Genomic DNA, 16646 nt, shown 5'->3' with positions numbered 1-16646 from the left:
GTTCTTCCTGACAATAGTTCTTTTAAAATAAGCGGGAGTAGCTCATTTGGTAGAGCGATAGCCTTCCAAGCTATAGGTGGCGAGTTCGAGCCTCGTCTCCCGCTCGTATAAAGAGAGGTTCTGGTCACCGGTGTTTGGGACGAACTTCTCTGACGCTTCGTTCGTAGTAGCGCGTTTGATGTTATTGTTCTTATATCGCGACAAACATCCGGGCCCGTGGTACCGGGCATTCCGGAACCATAAACTACTAACGGTACTGCCGTTGTAGCTCAGTGGTAGAGCACTTCCTTGGTAAGGAAGAGGTCGTGAGTTCAATTCTCATCAACGGCTCTCGGCCAGATTGGAACTTTGGCTGTCGCGGGTTGATACATCCAACAGGAATTTAACACTGCGCCTTCATTTTACCGATTACTGGCAAAGCAGATCTCGGGCAACTGGCCAGGAGAAAAATGTAGTATATATAAAAATTTATAAAAACAACTTAAAAATCCATAACAATGTCAAAAGAGACCTTTAAGAGGGAGAAACCCCACGTAAACATCGGCACCATTGGTCACGTTGACCACGGAAAAACGACTTTGACTGCGGCTATAACCGAAATTCTATCTAAAAAGGGTTTAGCAAAAGCTACAAAGTATGATGAAATTGACGGTGCCCCTGAAGAAAAAGAAAGAGGTATTACGATTAATACGGCTCACGTGGAATATCAGACTGAATCCCGTCACTATGCGCACGTGGATTGTCCCGGTCACGCAGACTATGTTAAGAACATGATTACTGGTGCAGCTCAAATGGACGGAGCGATCCTGGTGGTTGCTGCAACGGATGGTCCAATGCCGCAAACTAAAGAGCACATTCTTTTGGCACGTCAGGTAGGTGTACCCCGTATGGTGGTTTATATGAATAAAGTGGATCTGGTAGATGACCCCGAGTTGTTGGAACTGGTTGAAATGGAAATCAGGGAAGAATTGTCCAAACAAGGTTTTGACGGTGATAATGTTCCCATTATCAAAGGATCTGCATCCGGTGCACTGGCTGGAGATGAAAAATGGGTGAAAACTGTAATGGAACTGATGGATGCGGTAGACAGCTATATTCCTTTGCCCGTTCGCGCTGTGGATATGCCGTTCCTGATGAGCGTGGAAGACGTATTCTCTATTACTGGCCGTGGTACCGTTGCTACCGGACGTATTGAAAGAGGCCGTGTAAAAACCGGCGAGCCCGTTGAGATCGTAGGTTTAATGGAAAAACCGCTGACCTCTACAGTAACTGGTGTGGAAATGTTCCGTAAAATCCTTGACGAAGGTGAGGCTGGAGATAATGCCGGTCTGCTGCTGAGAGGTATTGAAAAGACCCAGATCCGTCGTGGTATGATCATCTGCAAACCGGGTTCAATTACTCCGCATACAGAATTCAAATGTGAGGTTTACGTATTGAGCAAAGAGGAAGGTGGACGCCATACACCGTTCTTTAATAAATACCGTCCCCAGTTCTATTTCCGTACAACAGACGTAACTGGTGAAGTTGTTTTAAAAGAAGGAACTGAAATGGTTATGCCTGGTGATAATACTTCACTTACTGTGAAGCTGATCACACCAATTGCGATGGAGAAAGGATTGAAATTCGCTATCCGTGAAGGTGGACGTACAGTAGGCGCCGGTCAGGTTACAGAGATTATCAAATAGGATTTCTTTCGATAAATTCCCGAAATTAGCTAATTGGCAAATTTGCTAATTGGCTAATTTGGTTTAAGGAAACGGATTTAAATAAGGATTGGGCGGGAAAAGAAGACTTGTTTTTTTTTCTCCTTCGGGGTTGAAAACGGTCTTAAAACTACAGAGTTCACCCGGAATTGATTTGCAGACAGAATAGCGGTCTTCGAATCTACGCTTACGTAACATTATAATTTTTGGGAATACGGGCATAGTTCAATGGCAGAATAGCGGTCTCCAAAACCGTTGATGGGAGTTCGAATCTCTCTGCCCGTGCGACAAACCGGACTCATAGAAGGATCACTTATTAACAGACAAAGGCAAAGGGTTCGGCCTTAAATAATCAATGGTAATTATGAACAATTATCTTAAGTACATCCGTAATAGTTATAAAGAGCTTGCGGAAAAAGTTACTTGGCCAAACTGGGAGCAGTTGCAGCAGTCGACAATGATTGTGCTGGTGGCTACCATTATCATTACGGTGATTATATGGCTGATGGACTTCCTGGCGGGCGGTGGTCTTAATTTTTTGTATAAAATGTTATATAGTTGACATGACTTCAGATTCAGTTGAAAATATTAGCACCGAAACCCCTCCACAACCGGAAACAAAGTGGTATGTGCTGCGCGTGGTGAGTGGAAAGGAGAGAAAGGTGAAGGAATACCTGGATAAAGAAATTTCCAGGAGCAACTATCAAACTGTTGTAAGGCAGGTTTTTCTCCCCGTGGAAAAAGTGTATAAAGTGCAGAATGGCAAAAAGGTGATGCGCGAAAGAAACTACTACCCCGGGTATGTGATGGTTGAAGTGCAGGAAGGTAAGATGACCGACGAGCTGAGAGATCTGATTGTTCACACCAATAGTGTGATGCATTTTTTAGGGAAAGAAAATCCGATTGCTCTCCGCAAGACAGAAGTGAACAAGATGCTCGGCAGAATGGATGAAATGGCCGAAAACGGTGGAGTGAATATGATCGAACCATATATCGTGGGTGAGACCATTAAGATTGTGGAAGGTCCGTTTAATGATTTCAATGGTGTGATTGAAGAAGTGAACGATGAAAAGAAAAAATTGAAAGTTACTGTTAAAATATTCGGAAGATCTACCCCGGTTGAGCTCAACTACATGCAAGTGGAAAAAATAGTATAAATTGTGAGGGCAGATGTATATTATTGGCCATCCGCGACGGATGGCCTTTTTTGTAATTCGTAAAAGCGGCAATTAAAATCAGGTCTTTTCTAAAATATTGAAGACAAGGTCCGTATAGTTTTATTTTGTATTTTATGTTTTAGGCATCACAGTTTGGCACAGTTTTGTATTTGTTTAATGTAGACTTAGAAAATTTATATTCAACACTATTTATCTAACTGAAAAAAATGATTAGTATGAAAAGGTATTTACCATTTTTATTTGTTGCCCTGGTAATCGTCATGGCGGCGTGTACCAGTACTAAAAAGAAAGACGAGAATACAAATGCCATCCCGATGCAAGATACTTTAGGCCTTGCAGAATACCAGAGATGGAAAATGCAAAATGAGCTTCAAAATCAGATGAATATGCAAAACGCCGGGGCTGCGGCGCCGGCAGTTGCAAGCGCTCCCCGGAGCACAGGTTCGAGCGCCAGAAGATACAGCAGCAGAGGCAGTTCTGGCCGCACTTATCGTAGCAGCGGCGGGAACGGTGGTGGTTATTCCTCCGGATCTCAGGGTACTGCTTCTGCCCCCGCACCGGTTCAGCACCGTAGAAGAGGTATGAGCCACACGGCTAAAGGCGCCATTGTGGGTGCAGCGTCAGGCGCAGTGATCGGAGCAGTTGCGAATCGCAGGGACCGTTTAGGAGGTGGCGTTGTTGGTGGCGTGATCGGAGCAGCTACAGGTGCAGGAATCGGCGCCATTGTTGACAAGAAAGAGCGTCAGAGAAACGGTTATTAATCTAAACCCCCAAATAAGAAGCAAGTCAGATGGCGGCCCTAACGGGCCGCTTTTTTTGGCTGCAAAATGAAATGAGGAGTAATCCTTTGATATAACCATTCTCATGAGACAAGTACCCTGCTTAGTTATTTTAGGCCAATGAACTGGCTTATTTTAAGATTTATTTCTCAAGCTCTCCAATTTACACATACTCAAATATTTATCAGGGGCTGGCCGCTTTGCCGGCCAAACCTGCATCTGAATGGCATATTAGTTGCGTCTCGAATGGATACTTCGCAAACGATCCGGCAATTTACCGGATCTATTTTTTAACCAACCGGTCAGGGAGCGCGGTTCATCAAAATTCCTCCTTGGCGGTTATCCTTTAAATTAAATTATGATGAAGAAGATGATTTTAGCAACAGCTGTTGTATGTATTACAACATTCGGAAATGCCCAGGAAATGAGTATGAAAAACACCATCAAGATAGGAGCCCTGGCCGGAGTATCAGTGCCTCAACACAATACAGGTGCAAGCGCGGGAATTGACCTCGCCTACCAAAACCTACTGACACCCCATTTGGGATTGGGCCTTGCAACCGGATATCAGCATTTCTTTGGCCGAGACAATACCGTGAACTCGGTAAGGCTGGATAACAACGGATTTGGCGTTGTACCTGTAGCTGGGCTGATCAGGTATTATCCAAGATCCGAAGGTGTTTATCTGGGAACTGATCTAGGTTATGGTGTAATCACGGGAGAAGATCTGGTTGTGAAAAATAATGCAGCGTACAATGCAGATATGCCGAAGGGTGGTGTTTACCTGAAACCCGAACTCGGATATCACAACCGGCACTGGAATATTTATGCTCATTACACGAAAGTATTCACCGGGGATCGCGGTACCGTTTTGGTACCAAACGGATCACAAAAATTCAATGCTGGGACCGTAGGTCTGGGACTGGCTTACAATATTGGGCTTGGTGCAGGGAGATATTGACCAGGTTGAATTTTGAAAGTCCGGCTTCTACAAAGAGGCCGGCTTTTTTTTATGATCCTGATTCGAAAACAGACCTTACAGTCCGGATTTTGTGGTAGTCAGGCTTCCGTTGCATGCGTGGTAGAGGATCGTAACAATCTCCGGAGCCGCGACACCGGGAAGGAGAAAAACCCGAAAGATTTGCCCGTAAACCGCCACATTTAATTAGGTACCAACAAACCAATGCTATAATTTTGAAAAATCTTAGCGAACTGAGCTCTTTTCAACCAATCGTAATGTATACTAACTAATAAATAAATGCAAATGAAAAAAAGTCAACTCTTGCCCTCGGTCCTTTGGGCAATGACATTAATCACGCTGGTTGCGTGTTCTGCCGGAAACAAAGTATCTTCTCAGGAAAAGAAAGCGGGTTGGGTATCCTTATTCAACGGTAAAAATTTTGATGGCTGGCGTCAGGTGAATGGAACCTCTATGCCGGCAAACTGGGTTGTTGAGGATCATACGATGAAAGTATTTACAGGCGAAGGAAAGAAACCGGGACAGGGTTCAAATGGCGACATTATCTATTCGGTGAAAAAATTTAAAAATTTTGAATTGTCCCTCGACTGGAAAGCAAGTAAAATGGGTAATTCGGGGATCTTCTACAATGTACGCGAAGTTCCTGGCAAACCGATTTATTATGCAGCGCCGGAAGTGCAGATCCTGGATAACGTAGACGCTACCGATAACAAAATCGCCAGCCACCTGGCAGGTTCACTGTACGATATGCTCCCCGCGGATCCAAAAACAGTTCATCCCGCTGGTACCTGGAACCATATTGTCATCAGGGTGAAAGACGGTCACGTTACTCATATTCAGAACGGTACCCAGGTGGTTTCTTATACCTTATGGACTCCCGAGTGGGACAAATTGGTTCAGAACAGTAAATTCAAAAGTTTCCCCGGATTTACCGAAGGAATTTCCAAAGAGGGTTATATCGGCTTGCAGGATCATGGCTATCCTATCTGGTTCAAGGATATCAAGATCAGGGAACTATAAGGCCATCCTGTTCCGCATTCAACGAATGAGAGGGTTATAGCTCATCTATGAGAAGGTAAGGATTCCCGGCAATTCGTTTCCTAACTATTTTATTTCAACTTCCGATCCCCGGAAAGCTCCTGTGTTCCTGCTTCCGGGGATTTTTTTTAAATCATCGGGCAATCACCTGAAACCGGTAAGAATCCCATGGGCGCGGGGAGAAGATGATCTGATGGGAACCTACAAATTATAGTAGATTTACAATTTCCATTCACTATGAATAAGCGTTTATCCGTTTTCCTGGCCGCTATCCTGGCGCTGCAAACCGTTGCTGCAATCGCGCAGCCAGAAGTAACTAAGCCTAAAATGGACAGGCAGCGGCTACTCCGGAATACAAAGACACTTTCATCAGATTATTACCAGGGACGCCTTCCATTTACCGTGGGTGAAAAGCGAGCCCTGCAGTTTATCCGGGATGAGTTTAAGAAAGCGGGACTCAAACCCGGCAATGGAAAATCCTATTTTCAGACGGTGCCATTAATGGAAACAAAAATCAGTCAGCCTTCAGAAATGGTGGTCCGCTCCGCAACGTCCAGCCTGGATTTGAAGTACCTGAAGGATTTTGTTTTGCTCGCAGAAACAGCTGCACCTGAAATTTCACTAAATGATGAAATTATTTTTGCCGGATACGGCGTTGTGGCGCCGGAGTATAACTGGAACGACTATGCCGGTCTGGATGTGAAGAACAAAGTGGTGCTGGTGATGGTGAACGATCCGGGTTACGGTACCGATGACACGACCATCTTCAAAGGGAAAAACATGACTTATTACGGACGATGGACCTACAAATATGAAGAGGCAGCCCGGCAGGGAGCCAAAGCCTGCTTCATCATCCATAATACAGGCGGAGCTTCTTATCCGTTCACGGTCGTGCAGAATTCGAATAGCGGCACTGACCTCTATCTGGATGAACGAAACAATCCCCGTCCGCATACATTGGTCAACGGCTGGGTATCCGGTGAAGCCGGTATGAAAATATTACGGGCAGCCGGGAAGGACAGCACTCTTCTGATGAGTGCCAACAAGGCTGGCTTTAAAGGACAGGACCTGGGATTGAAACTTTCGCTGACCGCAAAAGTGAAGACGACCTACAATTTGTCCAGTAACGTTTTAGGCAAGATCAAAGGGCGGAAGCGACCCGATGAACTGATCATCTATACATCACACTGGGATCACCTGGGTATAGGCATCCCGGATGAAACGGGAGACTCCATTTATAATGGCGCCCAGGATAACGCATCGGGTATCGCCGGACTGATAGAGATCGCCCGGGCATTCAGTGACCAAAAGAAACGTCCGGAGCGTTCCATTCTTTTCCTGGCGGTGACAGCGGAAGAACAAGGTTTGCTTGGCTCTCAATATTATGCCGAGCACCCTGTGTATCCGCTAAACAAAACGGTGGCTGTTATTAATATGGATGCCTTGAATGTTTACGACAAAACAAAAGATATTTCGATAAGCGGTAAGGGTCAGAATGACCTGGAAGATTACGCTGCAAGGGCTGCTTCCACTCAGGGAAGGTATGTAAAAAAAGGAGGTTATGATACGGGTGGTGGTTATTTCCGGTCAGATCATTTCAGTTTCGTAAAGCACGGTGTGCCGGCTCTGTCCGCGGGAAGTGGTTCGGATTATGGTCCAAATCAATCTGAAGCGATGAAGAGAAAAAGAGCGGAGCTCGGCAAAAGGTACCACACGCCCAAGGACGAGTTCAATCCTGATTGGACGATGGAAGGGGCGCTTGAAGACCTGAAGCTGTACTGGCTTATCGGGAACAGGCTCGCAAACGAGCAAACCTGGCCGGGCTGGAAAGAAGGATCTGAATTTAAAGCTCTTCGCGAGTCGGGGAAACGAAATAAGTAAAACCACAACGAGTCGTTCGTGAAATAATTAAAATCGAAGTGAGGAAAGAGAATCAGATCAGTAAGGTTCGATTTTTAACTTACGCACTTTATGAGACGGCATCTCCCGAAAATTAGGCTTTAGTCCGCCCGGCCGTTCACGGGAACCCCGGTTGCAGCAGTATACAGCCGGCTCCATAATCGGGCTGTTCTCTCTGGGTTCGCTTCTGGCGACATTTGGATTATTCAGAAACAATTAGTAGCTTTAAAGAATACCAAACCGTTGGGATTTATGAAGAATGTGCTTGTTACAACAGATTTTTCACCTGCATCGGAAAGTGCTATTCGCTTTGCGATACACTGGGCTGAACGTCAGGAACTGGTGCTGACATTCTTGAATGTACATCACGTTCCAAGACCTTCAAATTTGGATGATGACTATTATGCTGCGTACGAAAAAACTGAGCTGGAGTCGGCCAAATCCAAACTCGACGCTTTCATCAGTGATATTTACCGTGACAACGGCGCAGCTACATCTGATTTTTCAACCCTGGTATTGCCAGGTCTGGATGTGGATGTATCGTTGTTGTATTACCTTGAAAAGAATCCCGGTTTTGACTGCATCTGTATCAGCACCAGGGGAGCGGGGAAGTTCAAGAAATTCCTCGGTACAAATGCCGGCAATCTGATTACGAAATCGGAAATCCCTGTGCTTGCCGTGCCCGCAAATTATAAGGTCACGGATATTTCATCTGTTCTTTATGCCACTGACCTGGTAAATCTTGAAGAGGAGTTGGCTAAAGTAATCGACTTTGCAAAGCCGTTGAAGGTGAAAATCGAACTGTTACACTTTACCTGGCCCAATGAAATTCTGTTCGATGAAAAACTGATCGCAGAGTCGCTTAAGAATCGCTTTGACTATGAGTTTGATCTGCATTTTGAGAAAAACGATGCGATCCACTCGCTGATCCAGCAGCTAAATATACAGATCTCTCAAAAAAATCCCTCGATGGTGATAATGTTTACCAACCATAACCGAAATTTTTTCCAGAGGCTTTTTTTATCGAGCAAGTCTGAAGAGTTTTCATTTGTAACGGCAGTTCCCCTGCTTGTATTTAATAAGACTACCAGGTAATTCATAATTTTCCGGTCTCAGCGGTATTTGAAATTAGCATCGCGTTAACAGCGATTTTGGGCGGGTCTGCATGAACTTTCGTACCTTGAGGGGATGAAAGACGCAAATCATTTCGCCAGCCGCTTGTATAAGCCGCTTATGGCGGGGTTGTTGACAGGGTACCTGGCCACTTTGATTAATGTAATTTACGATGTGACATTCAAGAATTACACTGAGTTTCCGCTGACAATCCTCATCAACGTTTCGACTATTGTTTTTACAACGCTTTTCCTTCTGTTACTGGCAGGGCTGTTTTTTTCTTTGTTTGAAAACATGCTTCCAAAGGGACATCTGATTTATCGCCTGGTTTTCGGCGCACTCACATTGTTTTTGGCCTTTGAAGCATTCAGGATACACCGTGCCGATGACCCGGTTCTGAACAACGAGTTTCATTACTTGTTGTTTGGCATTGTGATCGTAACAGGCCTGTCGGCTACATTTATGGTGCCGTTCTTAGTCAGGCACGAAAAACTGATCGTGTGATCTGCCGACTGCTCAAAGGTGTATAACCTCGCCGTAAGCCGCTTCAATAGCATCCTTCATGCTTTCACTGATGGTGGGGTGCGGATGAATGCTGTTGAGCACTTCGTGGTAGGTTGTCTCCAGTTTACGGCCAACGACTGTTTCCGCGATCAACTCAGTAACATTATAACCGATCATGTGTGTGCCAAGCCACTCGCCGTACTTCGCGTCAAAAATCACTTTAATAAAGCCTTCGTTGTGTCCGGCTGCGCTGGCCTTACCGCTTGCGCTGAGCGGGAATTTACCAACTTTCACTTCGTAGCCTGCTTCTTTGGCTTGTGTTTCCGTGTATCCTACACTCGCCACTTCGGGGAAGCTGTATGTACATCCCGGAACATTGCCATAATCAAGCGCCTCAGGTTTCTGTTTGAATTTGCCCTCCGCGTTAGCGATAGCTTCCACACAAATAATACCTTCCTTGCTGGCAACGTGGGCAAGAGCCTGGCCCGGTACGCAGTCGCCAATTGCATAAAATCCCTTAACGTTGGTCTGATAGAATTTGTCTACTGCTATTTTTCCTTTTTCGGTCTTCACGCCTACGGTCTCCAGTCCGATACCTTCGATGTTTGCAGATACGCCCACAGCGCTTAATAAAATATCTGCTTCCAGGGATATTTCCCCGTTGGCCGTTTTCACTTTGGCTTTCACACCGCTGCCTGATACATCTACGGAGGTAACCTCGCTGCTCGTCATCACATCTATCCCCTGTTTTTTCAGATTTTTTTCCAGTTCTTTCGAGATCTCTTCATCTTCCACAGGCACTACCCTCGGAAGGAATTCCACGATGGTCACTTTGGTGCCGAGGCTGTTGTAAAAATATCCAAACTCAACGCCAATTGCGCCGCTACCTACCACAATGATACTCTTTGGTTGCTGCGGCAGTACCATGGCTTCCCGGTAACCGATGATCTTTTTGCCATCCTGTTTTAAGGAAGGCAGCTCCCTGCTCCGCGCTCCCGTTGCAATAATAATATGTTTACCTTCGACGATCTGCGTAGAGCCGTCTGCAGCCTTTACTTCAATCCTGCCTTTGGCTTTCAGCACACCATATCCCATAAATACATCGATCTTATTTTTGCGCATCAGGAATTGAACCCCTTTACTCATTTTGTCGGCAACACCACGGCTGCGCTTGATAACGGCGCCGAAATCGGGTTTACCACTAGCTTCAATACCGAACTCGCGGGCATGTTGAATGTCCTGATAAACCTGGGCGCTCTTCAAAAGCGCTTTGGTAGGAATACAACCCCAGTTGAGGCAGATCCCGCCCAGGCTTTCTTTTTCAATAATGGCCGTTTTAAGACCTAATTGGGAGGCTCTGATGGCAGCTACATATCCGCCAGGACCGCTACCCAGTACAATAACATCGTATGTCATGGATTATTATTTTTTTAGTTGATATCAGACTCGGAATGCGAAAGTAAGGATTTCGGATGAGGTTTGGTAGTGTGTTGCTGGTTTGTTATTCCAGCTTTTTCCCGAAAAAACTGTGCTGCCTGGCTGGCTTCACAAGGCTGACTTTGAACGTTATATAGATTTTACCGGAGAAATCAAAATTTAGGATCAATAATTGAGGATTTAAAAACTTTTTCCTTACCTTTGCACTCCAAAAATTATTATTATGGCAAGAGTATGTCAGGTTACCGGAAAGAAGCCACTGGGAGGCCATAAGGTTTCTCACTCAAATATCAAGACGAAGCGCCGTTTCCTGCCTAACCTGCAGAAAAAGAGGTTTTTTCTGGTGGAAGAAGACAAGTGGATTACTCTGAAGTTATCAACTGACGCCCTCCGGACCATAAACAAAAACGGGTTGTACAGTGTTGTAAAAGAATTACGTGCACAGGGCGAAAAAATTTAATTAAGTTCAAAAGTATCAGAAATGGCAAAAAAGGCTAAAGGGAACAGGGTACAGGTAATTTTGGAGTGCACGGAGCATAAAAATAGTGGCATGCCGGGCACCAGCCGATATATCACCGTAAAAAATAAGAAAAACAACCCCGAAAGGATGGAACTGAAGAAATACAACCCCATCCTGAAAAAGGTAACTGTACATAAAGAAATTAAATAAACCGGAAAACCGTTAATCATGGCAAAAGCAGCATCTAAAAACGCGAAGATCAAGGACGCGAAGGCAGCCCTGGAGTCAAAAAACTGGACCAGAGTTATTAAGGCCGAACGTAATCCGAAAACCGGTGCCTATTCTTTCAAGCACCAGATTGTACATAAAGAAAAGGTTAAGGATTTTCTGGCTCAGAAATAATCGGGGCAGACATGAGATATTTAAAGCTGTTCGTAACCTGCGAATGGCTTTTTTATTATTTTCACCTACCCGGAATTTCCGTTTCGGGGAGTTGGCGTTGACAGGAAAAAACATGGTATATGAGTCTTTTTAAAAAACTTTTCGGCAAAAAGGAGAAGGAGTCCCTGGATCAGGGTTTGCAGAAAACCAAGGAAGGGTTCATGTCCAGGATCAGCAGGGCTGTAGCGGGGAAGAGTACGATAGACGAAGAAGTGCTCGATGAACTTGAAGATGCCCTGGTTGGGGCGGATGTAGGGGTTGACACAACCGTCAGGATTATCGATCGGATAGAAGCGAGGGTGGCCAGGGATAAATACCTGGGAACCCAGGAACTGAACTCGATCCTGCAGGAGGAAATTGAAAACATCCTGGTTGACAGTCCGGACGGCAAAAGTTATACTTTCGGAAGTGAAATGCCATCCAAACCCTACGTGATCCTCGTGGTGGGTGTTAACGGCGTTGGGAAGACCACAACCATTGGGAAGCTGGCATATAATTTTAAAAAAGCGGGAAAATCAGTACTCCTGGGGGCAGCAGATACCTTCCGGGCTGCTGCGGTGGAGCAGCTCTCCATTTGGAGTGAGCGCGTTGGAGTACCAATTGTTAAACAGGACATGGGAAGTGATCCTGCCGCTGTGGCCTATGATACCGTGCAGAGTGCAGTAAGCCGTCAATCAGATGTGGTGATCATTGATACTGCGGGTCGCCTGCATAACAAACTGCATCTGATGGATGAGCTTAACAAGATCAGGCGGGTTGTGCAAAAAGTTATTCCCGAGGCTCCTCACGAAGTTTTATTAGTGCTCGATGGATCGACCGGTCAGAATGCCCTGGAGCAGGCCCGGCATTTCACCAAAGCCACGGATGTAACTGCGATGGCGGTTACGAAGCTTGATGGTACGGCAAAAGGAGGCGTGGTTTTGGCCATTGCTGATCAGTTCAGGATCCCGGTAAAATTTGTGGGTGTAGGAGAGAAGATGGAGGATCTGTTGGTGTTTGACAAGCATGAATTTGCAGACAGCCTGTTTAATCTGAACCGGCAACCCTGATCTCCTTCAGGGCAAATCGCCGGTACATGGTAAAGATTGGCGGACACAGGCAATCGGGATCCCTGTAAAATTTGTGGACGTGGGTGAGAAGATGGCGGATGTACTGATGTTCGACAAGCATGAAATTGCTGGCAGCCTGTCACGACCTACAATTACGGAGACGCCGGGAACATCTATATCAGTTCCCGTTTCTGGATGTACAAATTACCTATCAACCTTATAAAATCTGGCTTTTTTGAAAGCAAAATCTTTAAAGAAGGACAAAGTCAATATCATCACCCTCGGATGCAGCAAAAACATGGTCGACAGCGAGGTGCTGAGCGGTCAGTTGCGCGCTAACAAGATCAACGTGGTGCATGAAAACAAGAAACAGGATCATAATATCGTGGTGGTCAACACCTGCGGATTTATTGACAAGGCCAAAACGGAGAGTATCCAGACCATCCTCGAACAGGTGGAACTAAAGAAGCAGGGGCTCATCGATAAAGTCTATGTGACCGGTTGCCTGAGTGAAAGGTACCGCCAGGACCTGGAAGAAGAAATACCCGAAGTGGATGCTTTTTTCGGCACTATGGAGCTACAGGCCATTCTCCGAAAATTTGATGCCGACTACAAAAAGGAATTGCTGGGCGAGCGCTTACTGGCTACGCCCGCGCATTACGCGTATCTTAAAATATCCGAAGGGTGTAACCGCACCTGTTCATTCTGTGCCATTCCCCTGATGCGTGGCGGACATGTCAGCAAACCGATAGAGGAACTGGTGAGGGAGGCCGAAATGCTGGTGCAAAAAGGAGTCAGGGAGATCATGCTTATCGCCCAGGAGCTGACTTATTACGGCCTCGATATTTATAAACGGCGGATGCTGTCCGAGTTGCTAAATCGTCTGGCTGATGTAAAAGGCCTGGAATGGATCCGGCTGCACTATGCGTACCCTTCCAAATTTCCCCTGGACATATTGGATGTGATGCGCGAGAGGGAAAATATTTGCAATTACCTGGATATGCCGCTGCAACACGCTTCGGACAAGATGCTCTTGGCCATGAGAAGGCAAATAAGCAAACAGGAAATGGAAGAGCTGATAGCTGCCGTGAGAGAAAAGGTGCCGGGAATATGCCTCAGAACAACGCTGATTGCCGGTTTCCCGGGCGAGACCAGGGAGGATGTGGAAGAACTTAAATCTTTTCTGGCAAAACACCGGTTTGATCGCGTGGGGATCTTCACCTATTCGCATGAAGAAGACACCTCTGCATACCAGTTAAAGGATTCGATTTCTCAGTATGAGAAAGAGAGGAGGGCCAGGGAGATCATGGACTTCCAGCAGGAGATTTCCTATGAACTGAATCAGCAAAAAGTAGGGAGGGTTTTCAAGACCATTATCGACAAAAAAGAGGCGGGCAGGTATATCGGCAGGACAGAATTCGACAGTGTAGAAGTGGACAATGAGGTCATTATAACCGGAGCTAAAGGGCTGGAACCCGGGCAATTCTACCAGGTACAAATTGAAAAAGCCTATGATTATGACCTCGAAGGGAAAATAGTTTCCTGAGATTTTAAATTGTATTTATAGATATATCTATTTTATTATGAGTGAATTATATCAATTTATATCACATTTTAATTTATTTAAATTTTTGGATTTTTTTGAAGCCTGCATAATAATTTCTTCATTTTGGCGTTTTAGTAAATGTGCCGGAAAGCGAAAGTCTTTCCTATTGTTAAGAGAAACTTAATACATGAAGAAACAGATGCTTTTTTTGGTGGTTTTGGTCGTTCTGGCTCCGATCTGTGGTTTTTCGCAGAAAAGCGTGCCGACCACCAGGGCTTCCTACTACCATAGTAAGTTTAATGGTAGAAAGACTGCTACAGGCGAGACCTATTGGGACCACATGAAAACTGCTGCTTCGAACGTATACAAATTGGGTACCACACTTTTGGTGACCAACAAGACGAATGGTAAAAGTGTTACGGTGGTGGTAAATGACCGGATGGCCCCCCAAGTAAAAGGCAGGGTAGACCTCAGCAAATCGGCTTTTAAAGAAATTGCAGGTTTAGGGCATGGCTTAGTCCCTGTGGAGGTGGAAGTGTTGGATGGTAACGATCCGAATAATTCTGTTATGTAGTTTTAAGATATAAATTTTCTACCAATAGACCCGCGATGAGCGGGTTTTGTTTTATATTTAGTTTCCCAGGATTTTCAAGACATCATCTTTTTTTATATAGCCGAGGTGCGACCAGGATAACTGCCCGTTTCGGTAAATATGCAATACCGGCAGCGCGTCGATACCTAGTTTTTCCGCCAGATTCTCGTTCCTGTCCACATTAACCCGGATGACTTTTACCTGCTGCTTCATCGTGGAGTCCATTTCCCTGAGATAGGGTTCCATCAGCTTGCAGGGTCCGCACCATTCCGCATAAAAATCCACGAGTACCGGCTTGGGAGAACGGATGAGATTCTCGAAGGCAGCCATCGATAATCCGCTCATGGCAGTATCGGCATCTCTGCTTCTCTCCTCGGGAAGTCCAGCCGTTCGCCATTTCAACAAACCGCCTTCCATTTGATACACTCGATTAAATCCCATTTCTCTCAGGGTCTTAGCGGCGTTGGCACTTCTGCCTCCACTCAGGCAATACACATAGAGGTGTTTGTTTTTATCCAGGAGGCTGGCCTTTTTTGCAAAACCAGGGTCATTCCAATTTATATTCAGCGCTCCCCTTACGTGTCCGTTTGTAAATTCTTCGGGTGTACGGACATCTACGACAACCTGCTGGGAATCTGATTGAATTCTTTCATAAAAATCACGGGCTTGCAGATGGTCCTGCTGGGCGTAAGTGTTTTTACTGCCAAACAGCAAGGGAAAAATAAAAAACAATAGTTGACCGTAAACGTAAAAAGCTGATCCTGATTGCATAACTGAAATTATAATGAATGACTGGTGTTTTTTATAATGGGGTGGCTATTTGATCCACTTCAGACATACCGGTTTGCCCACCGTAATCTTTCCTGTCTGGGTCAGCAGCCCTGTAATTTTGTTTCTTTTGTAAATAACAACATCATCGGACTTTTGGTTGGCGGTCAGCAGGAAATCTCCAGAAGGATGAATCGTGAAATTCCGCGGGAAATTTCCACCGCTGGATGCGGCATCCACAAAATCAAGCGTTCCGTTCGTTGCATTCACCCTGAATATTTGTATCGTGCTATTGCTCCGCTGTGACACGTACAGGAAACGCCCATCCGGTGACAAGTGAATATCCGCACCAGAGGGAGTTTCGCCGGCAGGCAGCTTATTGATCGTTTGAGTACTCTCCAGTCTGCCGTTTACCTGCCTGAACACAACGACCGATCCGGTTAATTCCTCCACGAGATACGCAAATTTCCCATTAGCCGTGAATGTGATATGCCTGGGGCCGCTGCCCGGCTGAACCTGGGCAAAAAATTTCTTCTTCTCGTCCAACACACCGTTCTTGTCATTGAAAGGGTAGATCATCACTTTGTCTATCCCAAGATCGGGCACATACAAAAAACGGTTATCTCTTGAAATATAGGTGCAATGGACATGTGGAGAGGTTTGCCGGTCCTTGTTAGGTCCCTGGCCACTGTGTTTAATGAGTTGTTTCATCGGACCGATGGAACCGTTCCTGTTAATGGGGTGGAGGGTCAGATCCCCGCTGGAGTAGTTTCCGCAGAAAAGCCATTTGCCGGTGTGGTCCAGTTCCACGTAACAGGGAGCGCTACCATTATTCTTCTCAAAATTGATCAGTTTCATCGCCCCGTTTTCCTTGTTAAAAGAGAACGATGAGATTTTACCGTGCTCAGATTCATTGACGCTGTACACATAATTCCCATCCTTACTGATCGCCAGGTAGGAAGGATTGCCGGCTTCAACGTAACCGCGTGCGGAAACGGCTCCAGTTTTGGGATTGAATTCGAAGACATAAATACCTTTACTCGTACTGTTATCCGTGTAGGTTCCGACGAGCAGATATTGTTTTTGGGAAAACAAACTAAACTGGGCCAGCAGAGCCAGCGCAAGCAAAAAAGTACTTTTCATTGTCAAATTTTTTAGGA

The 16646-nt window shown here is 45.6% G+C and carries 18 protein-coding genes and 3 tRNA genes; 18 read left to right on the top strand and 3 right to left on the bottom strand.

The genetic code is table 11. The annotated features are described in order from the left end of the window. Positions 1-31: 31 nt before the first annotated feature. From AC3WS5_RS15390 to AC3WS5_RS15335, 12 genes are all read left to right on the top strand, one after another. Positions 32-104 (top strand) — tRNA-Gly (locus tag AC3WS5_RS15390). 154 nt (positions 105-258) lie between these two features. Continuing rightward, a tRNA-Thr gene (locus AC3WS5_RS15385) sits at positions 259-330 on the top strand. A 167-nt stretch (positions 331-497) separates the two neighbouring features. Then, positions 498-1685: an elongation factor Tu gene (tuf, locus tag AC3WS5_RS15380; protein WP_492468292.1), complete on the top strand. Its 1188-nt coding sequence runs from the start codon at positions 498-500 to the stop codon at positions 1683-1685. Between the two features lie 232 nt (positions 1686-1917). Continuing rightward, a tRNA-Trp gene (locus AC3WS5_RS15375) sits at positions 1918-1988 on the top strand. Positions 1989-2067: 79 nt separating this feature from the next. Next, complete coding sequence (gene secE, locus AC3WS5_RS15370; RefSeq protein ID WP_492468291.1) at positions 2068-2265, top strand: preprotein translocase subunit SecE; 198 nt, start codon at positions 2068-2070, stop codon at positions 2263-2265. A gap of 1 nt (position 2266) precedes the next feature. Continuing rightward, positions 2267-2860, top strand: a complete 594-nt coding sequence (gene nusG, locus AC3WS5_RS15365) for a transcription termination/antitermination protein NusG (protein ID WP_492468290.1) — start codon at positions 2267-2269, stop codon at positions 2858-2860. Positions 2861-3096: 236 nt separating this feature from the next. Then, positions 3097-3642: a glycine zipper family protein gene (locus AC3WS5_RS15360; protein ID WP_492468289.1), complete on the top strand. Its 546-nt coding sequence runs from the start codon at positions 3097-3099 to the stop codon at positions 3640-3642. A gap of 376 nt (positions 3643-4018) precedes the next feature. Then, entirely contained in the window at positions 4019-4621 is a 603-nt protein-coding gene (locus tag AC3WS5_RS15355; protein ID WP_492468288.1) for a hypothetical protein, read from the top strand. A gap of 303 nt (positions 4622-4924) precedes the next feature. Next, complete coding sequence (locus AC3WS5_RS15350; RefSeq protein ID WP_492468287.1) at positions 4925-5659, top strand: 3-keto-disaccharide hydrolase; 735 nt, start codon at positions 4925-4927, stop codon at positions 5657-5659. Positions 5660-5914: 255 nt separating this feature from the next. Next, positions 5915-7558, top strand: a complete 1644-nt coding sequence (locus tag AC3WS5_RS15345; protein ID WP_492468286.1) for a M28 family metallopeptidase — start codon at positions 5915-5917, stop codon at positions 7556-7558. A gap of 270 nt (positions 7559-7828) precedes the next feature. Beyond that, on the top strand, positions 7829-8671 hold the full coding sequence (locus AC3WS5_RS15340; protein ID WP_492468285.1) for a universal stress protein: 843 nt from the start codon (positions 7829-7831) through the stop codon (positions 8669-8671). Positions 8672-8764: 93 nt separating this feature from the next. Next, the gene (locus AC3WS5_RS15335) at positions 8765-9193 is read left to right on the top strand and encodes a hypothetical protein (RefSeq protein WP_492468284.1); all 429 of its coding nucleotides are present in this window, start codon (positions 8765-8767) and stop codon (positions 9191-9193) included. A gap of 12 nt (positions 9194-9205) precedes the next feature. Here AC3WS5_RS15335 and lpdA read toward each other — a convergent pair whose 3' ends face one another. Next, on the bottom strand, positions 9206-10609 hold the full coding sequence (lpdA, locus tag AC3WS5_RS15330) for a dihydrolipoyl dehydrogenase (RefSeq protein WP_492468283.1): 1404 nt from the start codon (positions 10607-10609) through the stop codon (positions 9206-9208). A 244-nt stretch (positions 10610-10853) separates the two neighbouring features. On the opposite strand from lpdA, the gene rpmB reads away from it, so the two are divergent. The 6 genes from rpmB (at position 10854) to AC3WS5_RS15300 (ending at position 14700) form a co-directional block, all read left to right on the top strand. After that, entirely contained in the window at positions 10854-11090 is a 237-nt protein-coding gene (gene rpmB, locus AC3WS5_RS15325; RefSeq protein ID WP_492468282.1) for a 50S ribosomal protein L28, read from the top strand. A 21-nt stretch (positions 11091-11111) separates the two neighbouring features. Next, positions 11112-11300, top strand: a complete 189-nt coding sequence (rpmG, locus tag AC3WS5_RS15320) for a 50S ribosomal protein L33 (protein WP_492468280.1) — start codon at positions 11112-11114, stop codon at positions 11298-11300. 18 nt (positions 11301-11318) lie between these two features. Further along, positions 11319-11492: a DUF4295 family protein gene (locus AC3WS5_RS15315; protein ID WP_492468279.1), complete on the top strand. Its 174-nt coding sequence runs from the start codon at positions 11319-11321 to the stop codon at positions 11490-11492. Between the two features lie 119 nt (positions 11493-11611). Further along, positions 11612-12580 (top strand): signal recognition particle-docking protein FtsY, encoded by a 969-nt coding sequence (ftsY, locus tag AC3WS5_RS15310; RefSeq protein WP_492468278.1) that lies wholly within the window; start codon positions 11612-11614, stop codon positions 12578-12580. 235 nt (positions 12581-12815) lie between these two features. Further along, the gene (gene rimO, locus AC3WS5_RS15305) at positions 12816-14126 is read left to right on the top strand and encodes a 30S ribosomal protein S12 methylthiotransferase RimO (RefSeq protein ID WP_492468277.1); all 1311 of its coding nucleotides are present in this window, start codon (positions 12816-12818) and stop codon (positions 14124-14126) included. 187 nt (positions 14127-14313) lie between these two features. After that, complete coding sequence (locus tag AC3WS5_RS15300) at positions 14314-14700, top strand: septal ring lytic transglycosylase RlpA family protein (protein WP_492468276.1); 387 nt, start codon at positions 14314-14316, stop codon at positions 14698-14700. 57 nt (positions 14701-14757) lie between these two features. Here AC3WS5_RS15300 and AC3WS5_RS15295 read toward each other — a convergent pair whose 3' ends face one another. Next, entirely contained in the window at positions 14758-15489 is a 732-nt protein-coding gene (locus AC3WS5_RS15295; RefSeq protein WP_492468275.1) for a thioredoxin domain-containing protein, read from the bottom strand. A gap of 45 nt (positions 15490-15534) precedes the next feature. Next, on the bottom strand, positions 15535-16629 hold the full coding sequence (locus tag AC3WS5_RS15290; protein ID WP_492468274.1) for a lactonase family protein: 1095 nt from the start codon (positions 16627-16629) through the stop codon (positions 15535-15537). Between the last annotated feature and the right edge of the window lie 17 nt (positions 16630-16646).

The sequence above is a fragment of the Niabella sp. CPT15-335-S11 genome, from assembly GCF_058792415.1.
Note: the sequence above shows the minus strand (reverse complement) of the source record. Positions and strands in the feature narration are given on the sequence as shown.

Bases quoted from the DNA above. Each gene is read 5' to 3' on its own strand.
- tuf (WP_492468292.1), top strand. From the start codon at position 498: ATGTCAAAAGAGACCTTTAAGAGGGAGAAACCCCACGTAAACATCGGC.
- secE (WP_492468291.1), top strand. From the start codon at position 2,068: ATGAACAATTATCTTAAGTACATCCGTAATAGTTATAAAGAGCTTGCG.
- nusG (WP_492468290.1), top strand. From the start codon at position 2,267: ATGACTTCAGATTCAGTTGAAAATATTAGCACCGAAACCCCTCCACAA.
- AC3WS5_RS15360 (WP_492468289.1), top strand. From the start codon at position 3,097: ATGAAAAGGTATTTACCATTTTTATTTGTTGCCCTGGTAATCGTCATG.
- AC3WS5_RS15355 (WP_492468288.1), top strand. From the start codon at position 4,019: ATGATGAAGAAGATGATTTTAGCAACAGCTGTTGTATGTATTACAACA.
- AC3WS5_RS15350 (WP_492468287.1), top strand. From the start codon at position 4,925: ATGAAAAAAAGTCAACTCTTGCCCTCGGTCCTTTGGGCAATGACATTA.
- AC3WS5_RS15345 (WP_492468286.1), top strand. From the start codon at position 5,915: ATGAATAAGCGTTTATCCGTTTTCCTGGCCGCTATCCTGGCGCTGCAA.
- AC3WS5_RS15340 (WP_492468285.1), top strand. From the start codon at position 7,829: ATGAAGAATGTGCTTGTTACAACAGATTTTTCACCTGCATCGGAAAGT.
- AC3WS5_RS15335 (WP_492468284.1), top strand. From the start codon at position 8,765: ATGAAAGACGCAAATCATTTCGCCAGCCGCTTGTATAAGCCGCTTATG.
- lpdA (WP_492468283.1), bottom strand. From the start codon at position 10,609: ATGACATACGATGTTATTGTACTGGGTAGCGGTCCTGGCGGATATGTA.
- rpmB (WP_492468282.1), top strand. From the start codon at position 10,854: ATGGCAAGAGTATGTCAGGTTACCGGAAAGAAGCCACTGGGAGGCCAT.
- rpmG (WP_492468280.1), top strand. From the start codon at position 11,112: ATGGCAAAAAAGGCTAAAGGGAACAGGGTACAGGTAATTTTGGAGTGC.
- AC3WS5_RS15315 (WP_492468279.1), top strand. From the start codon at position 11,319: ATGGCAAAAGCAGCATCTAAAAACGCGAAGATCAAGGACGCGAAGGCA.
- ftsY (WP_492468278.1), top strand. From the start codon at position 11,612: ATGAGTCTTTTTAAAAAACTTTTCGGCAAAAAGGAGAAGGAGTCCCTG.
- AC3WS5_RS15300 (WP_492468276.1), top strand. From the start codon at position 14,314: ATGAAGAAACAGATGCTTTTTTTGGTGGTTTTGGTCGTTCTGGCTCCG.
- AC3WS5_RS15295 (WP_492468275.1), bottom strand. From the start codon at position 15,489: ATGCAATCAGGATCAGCTTTTTACGTTTACGGTCAACTATTGTTTTTT.
- AC3WS5_RS15290 (WP_492468274.1), bottom strand. From the start codon at position 16,629: ATGAAAAGTACTTTTTTGCTTGCGCTGGCTCTGCTGGCCCAGTTTAGT.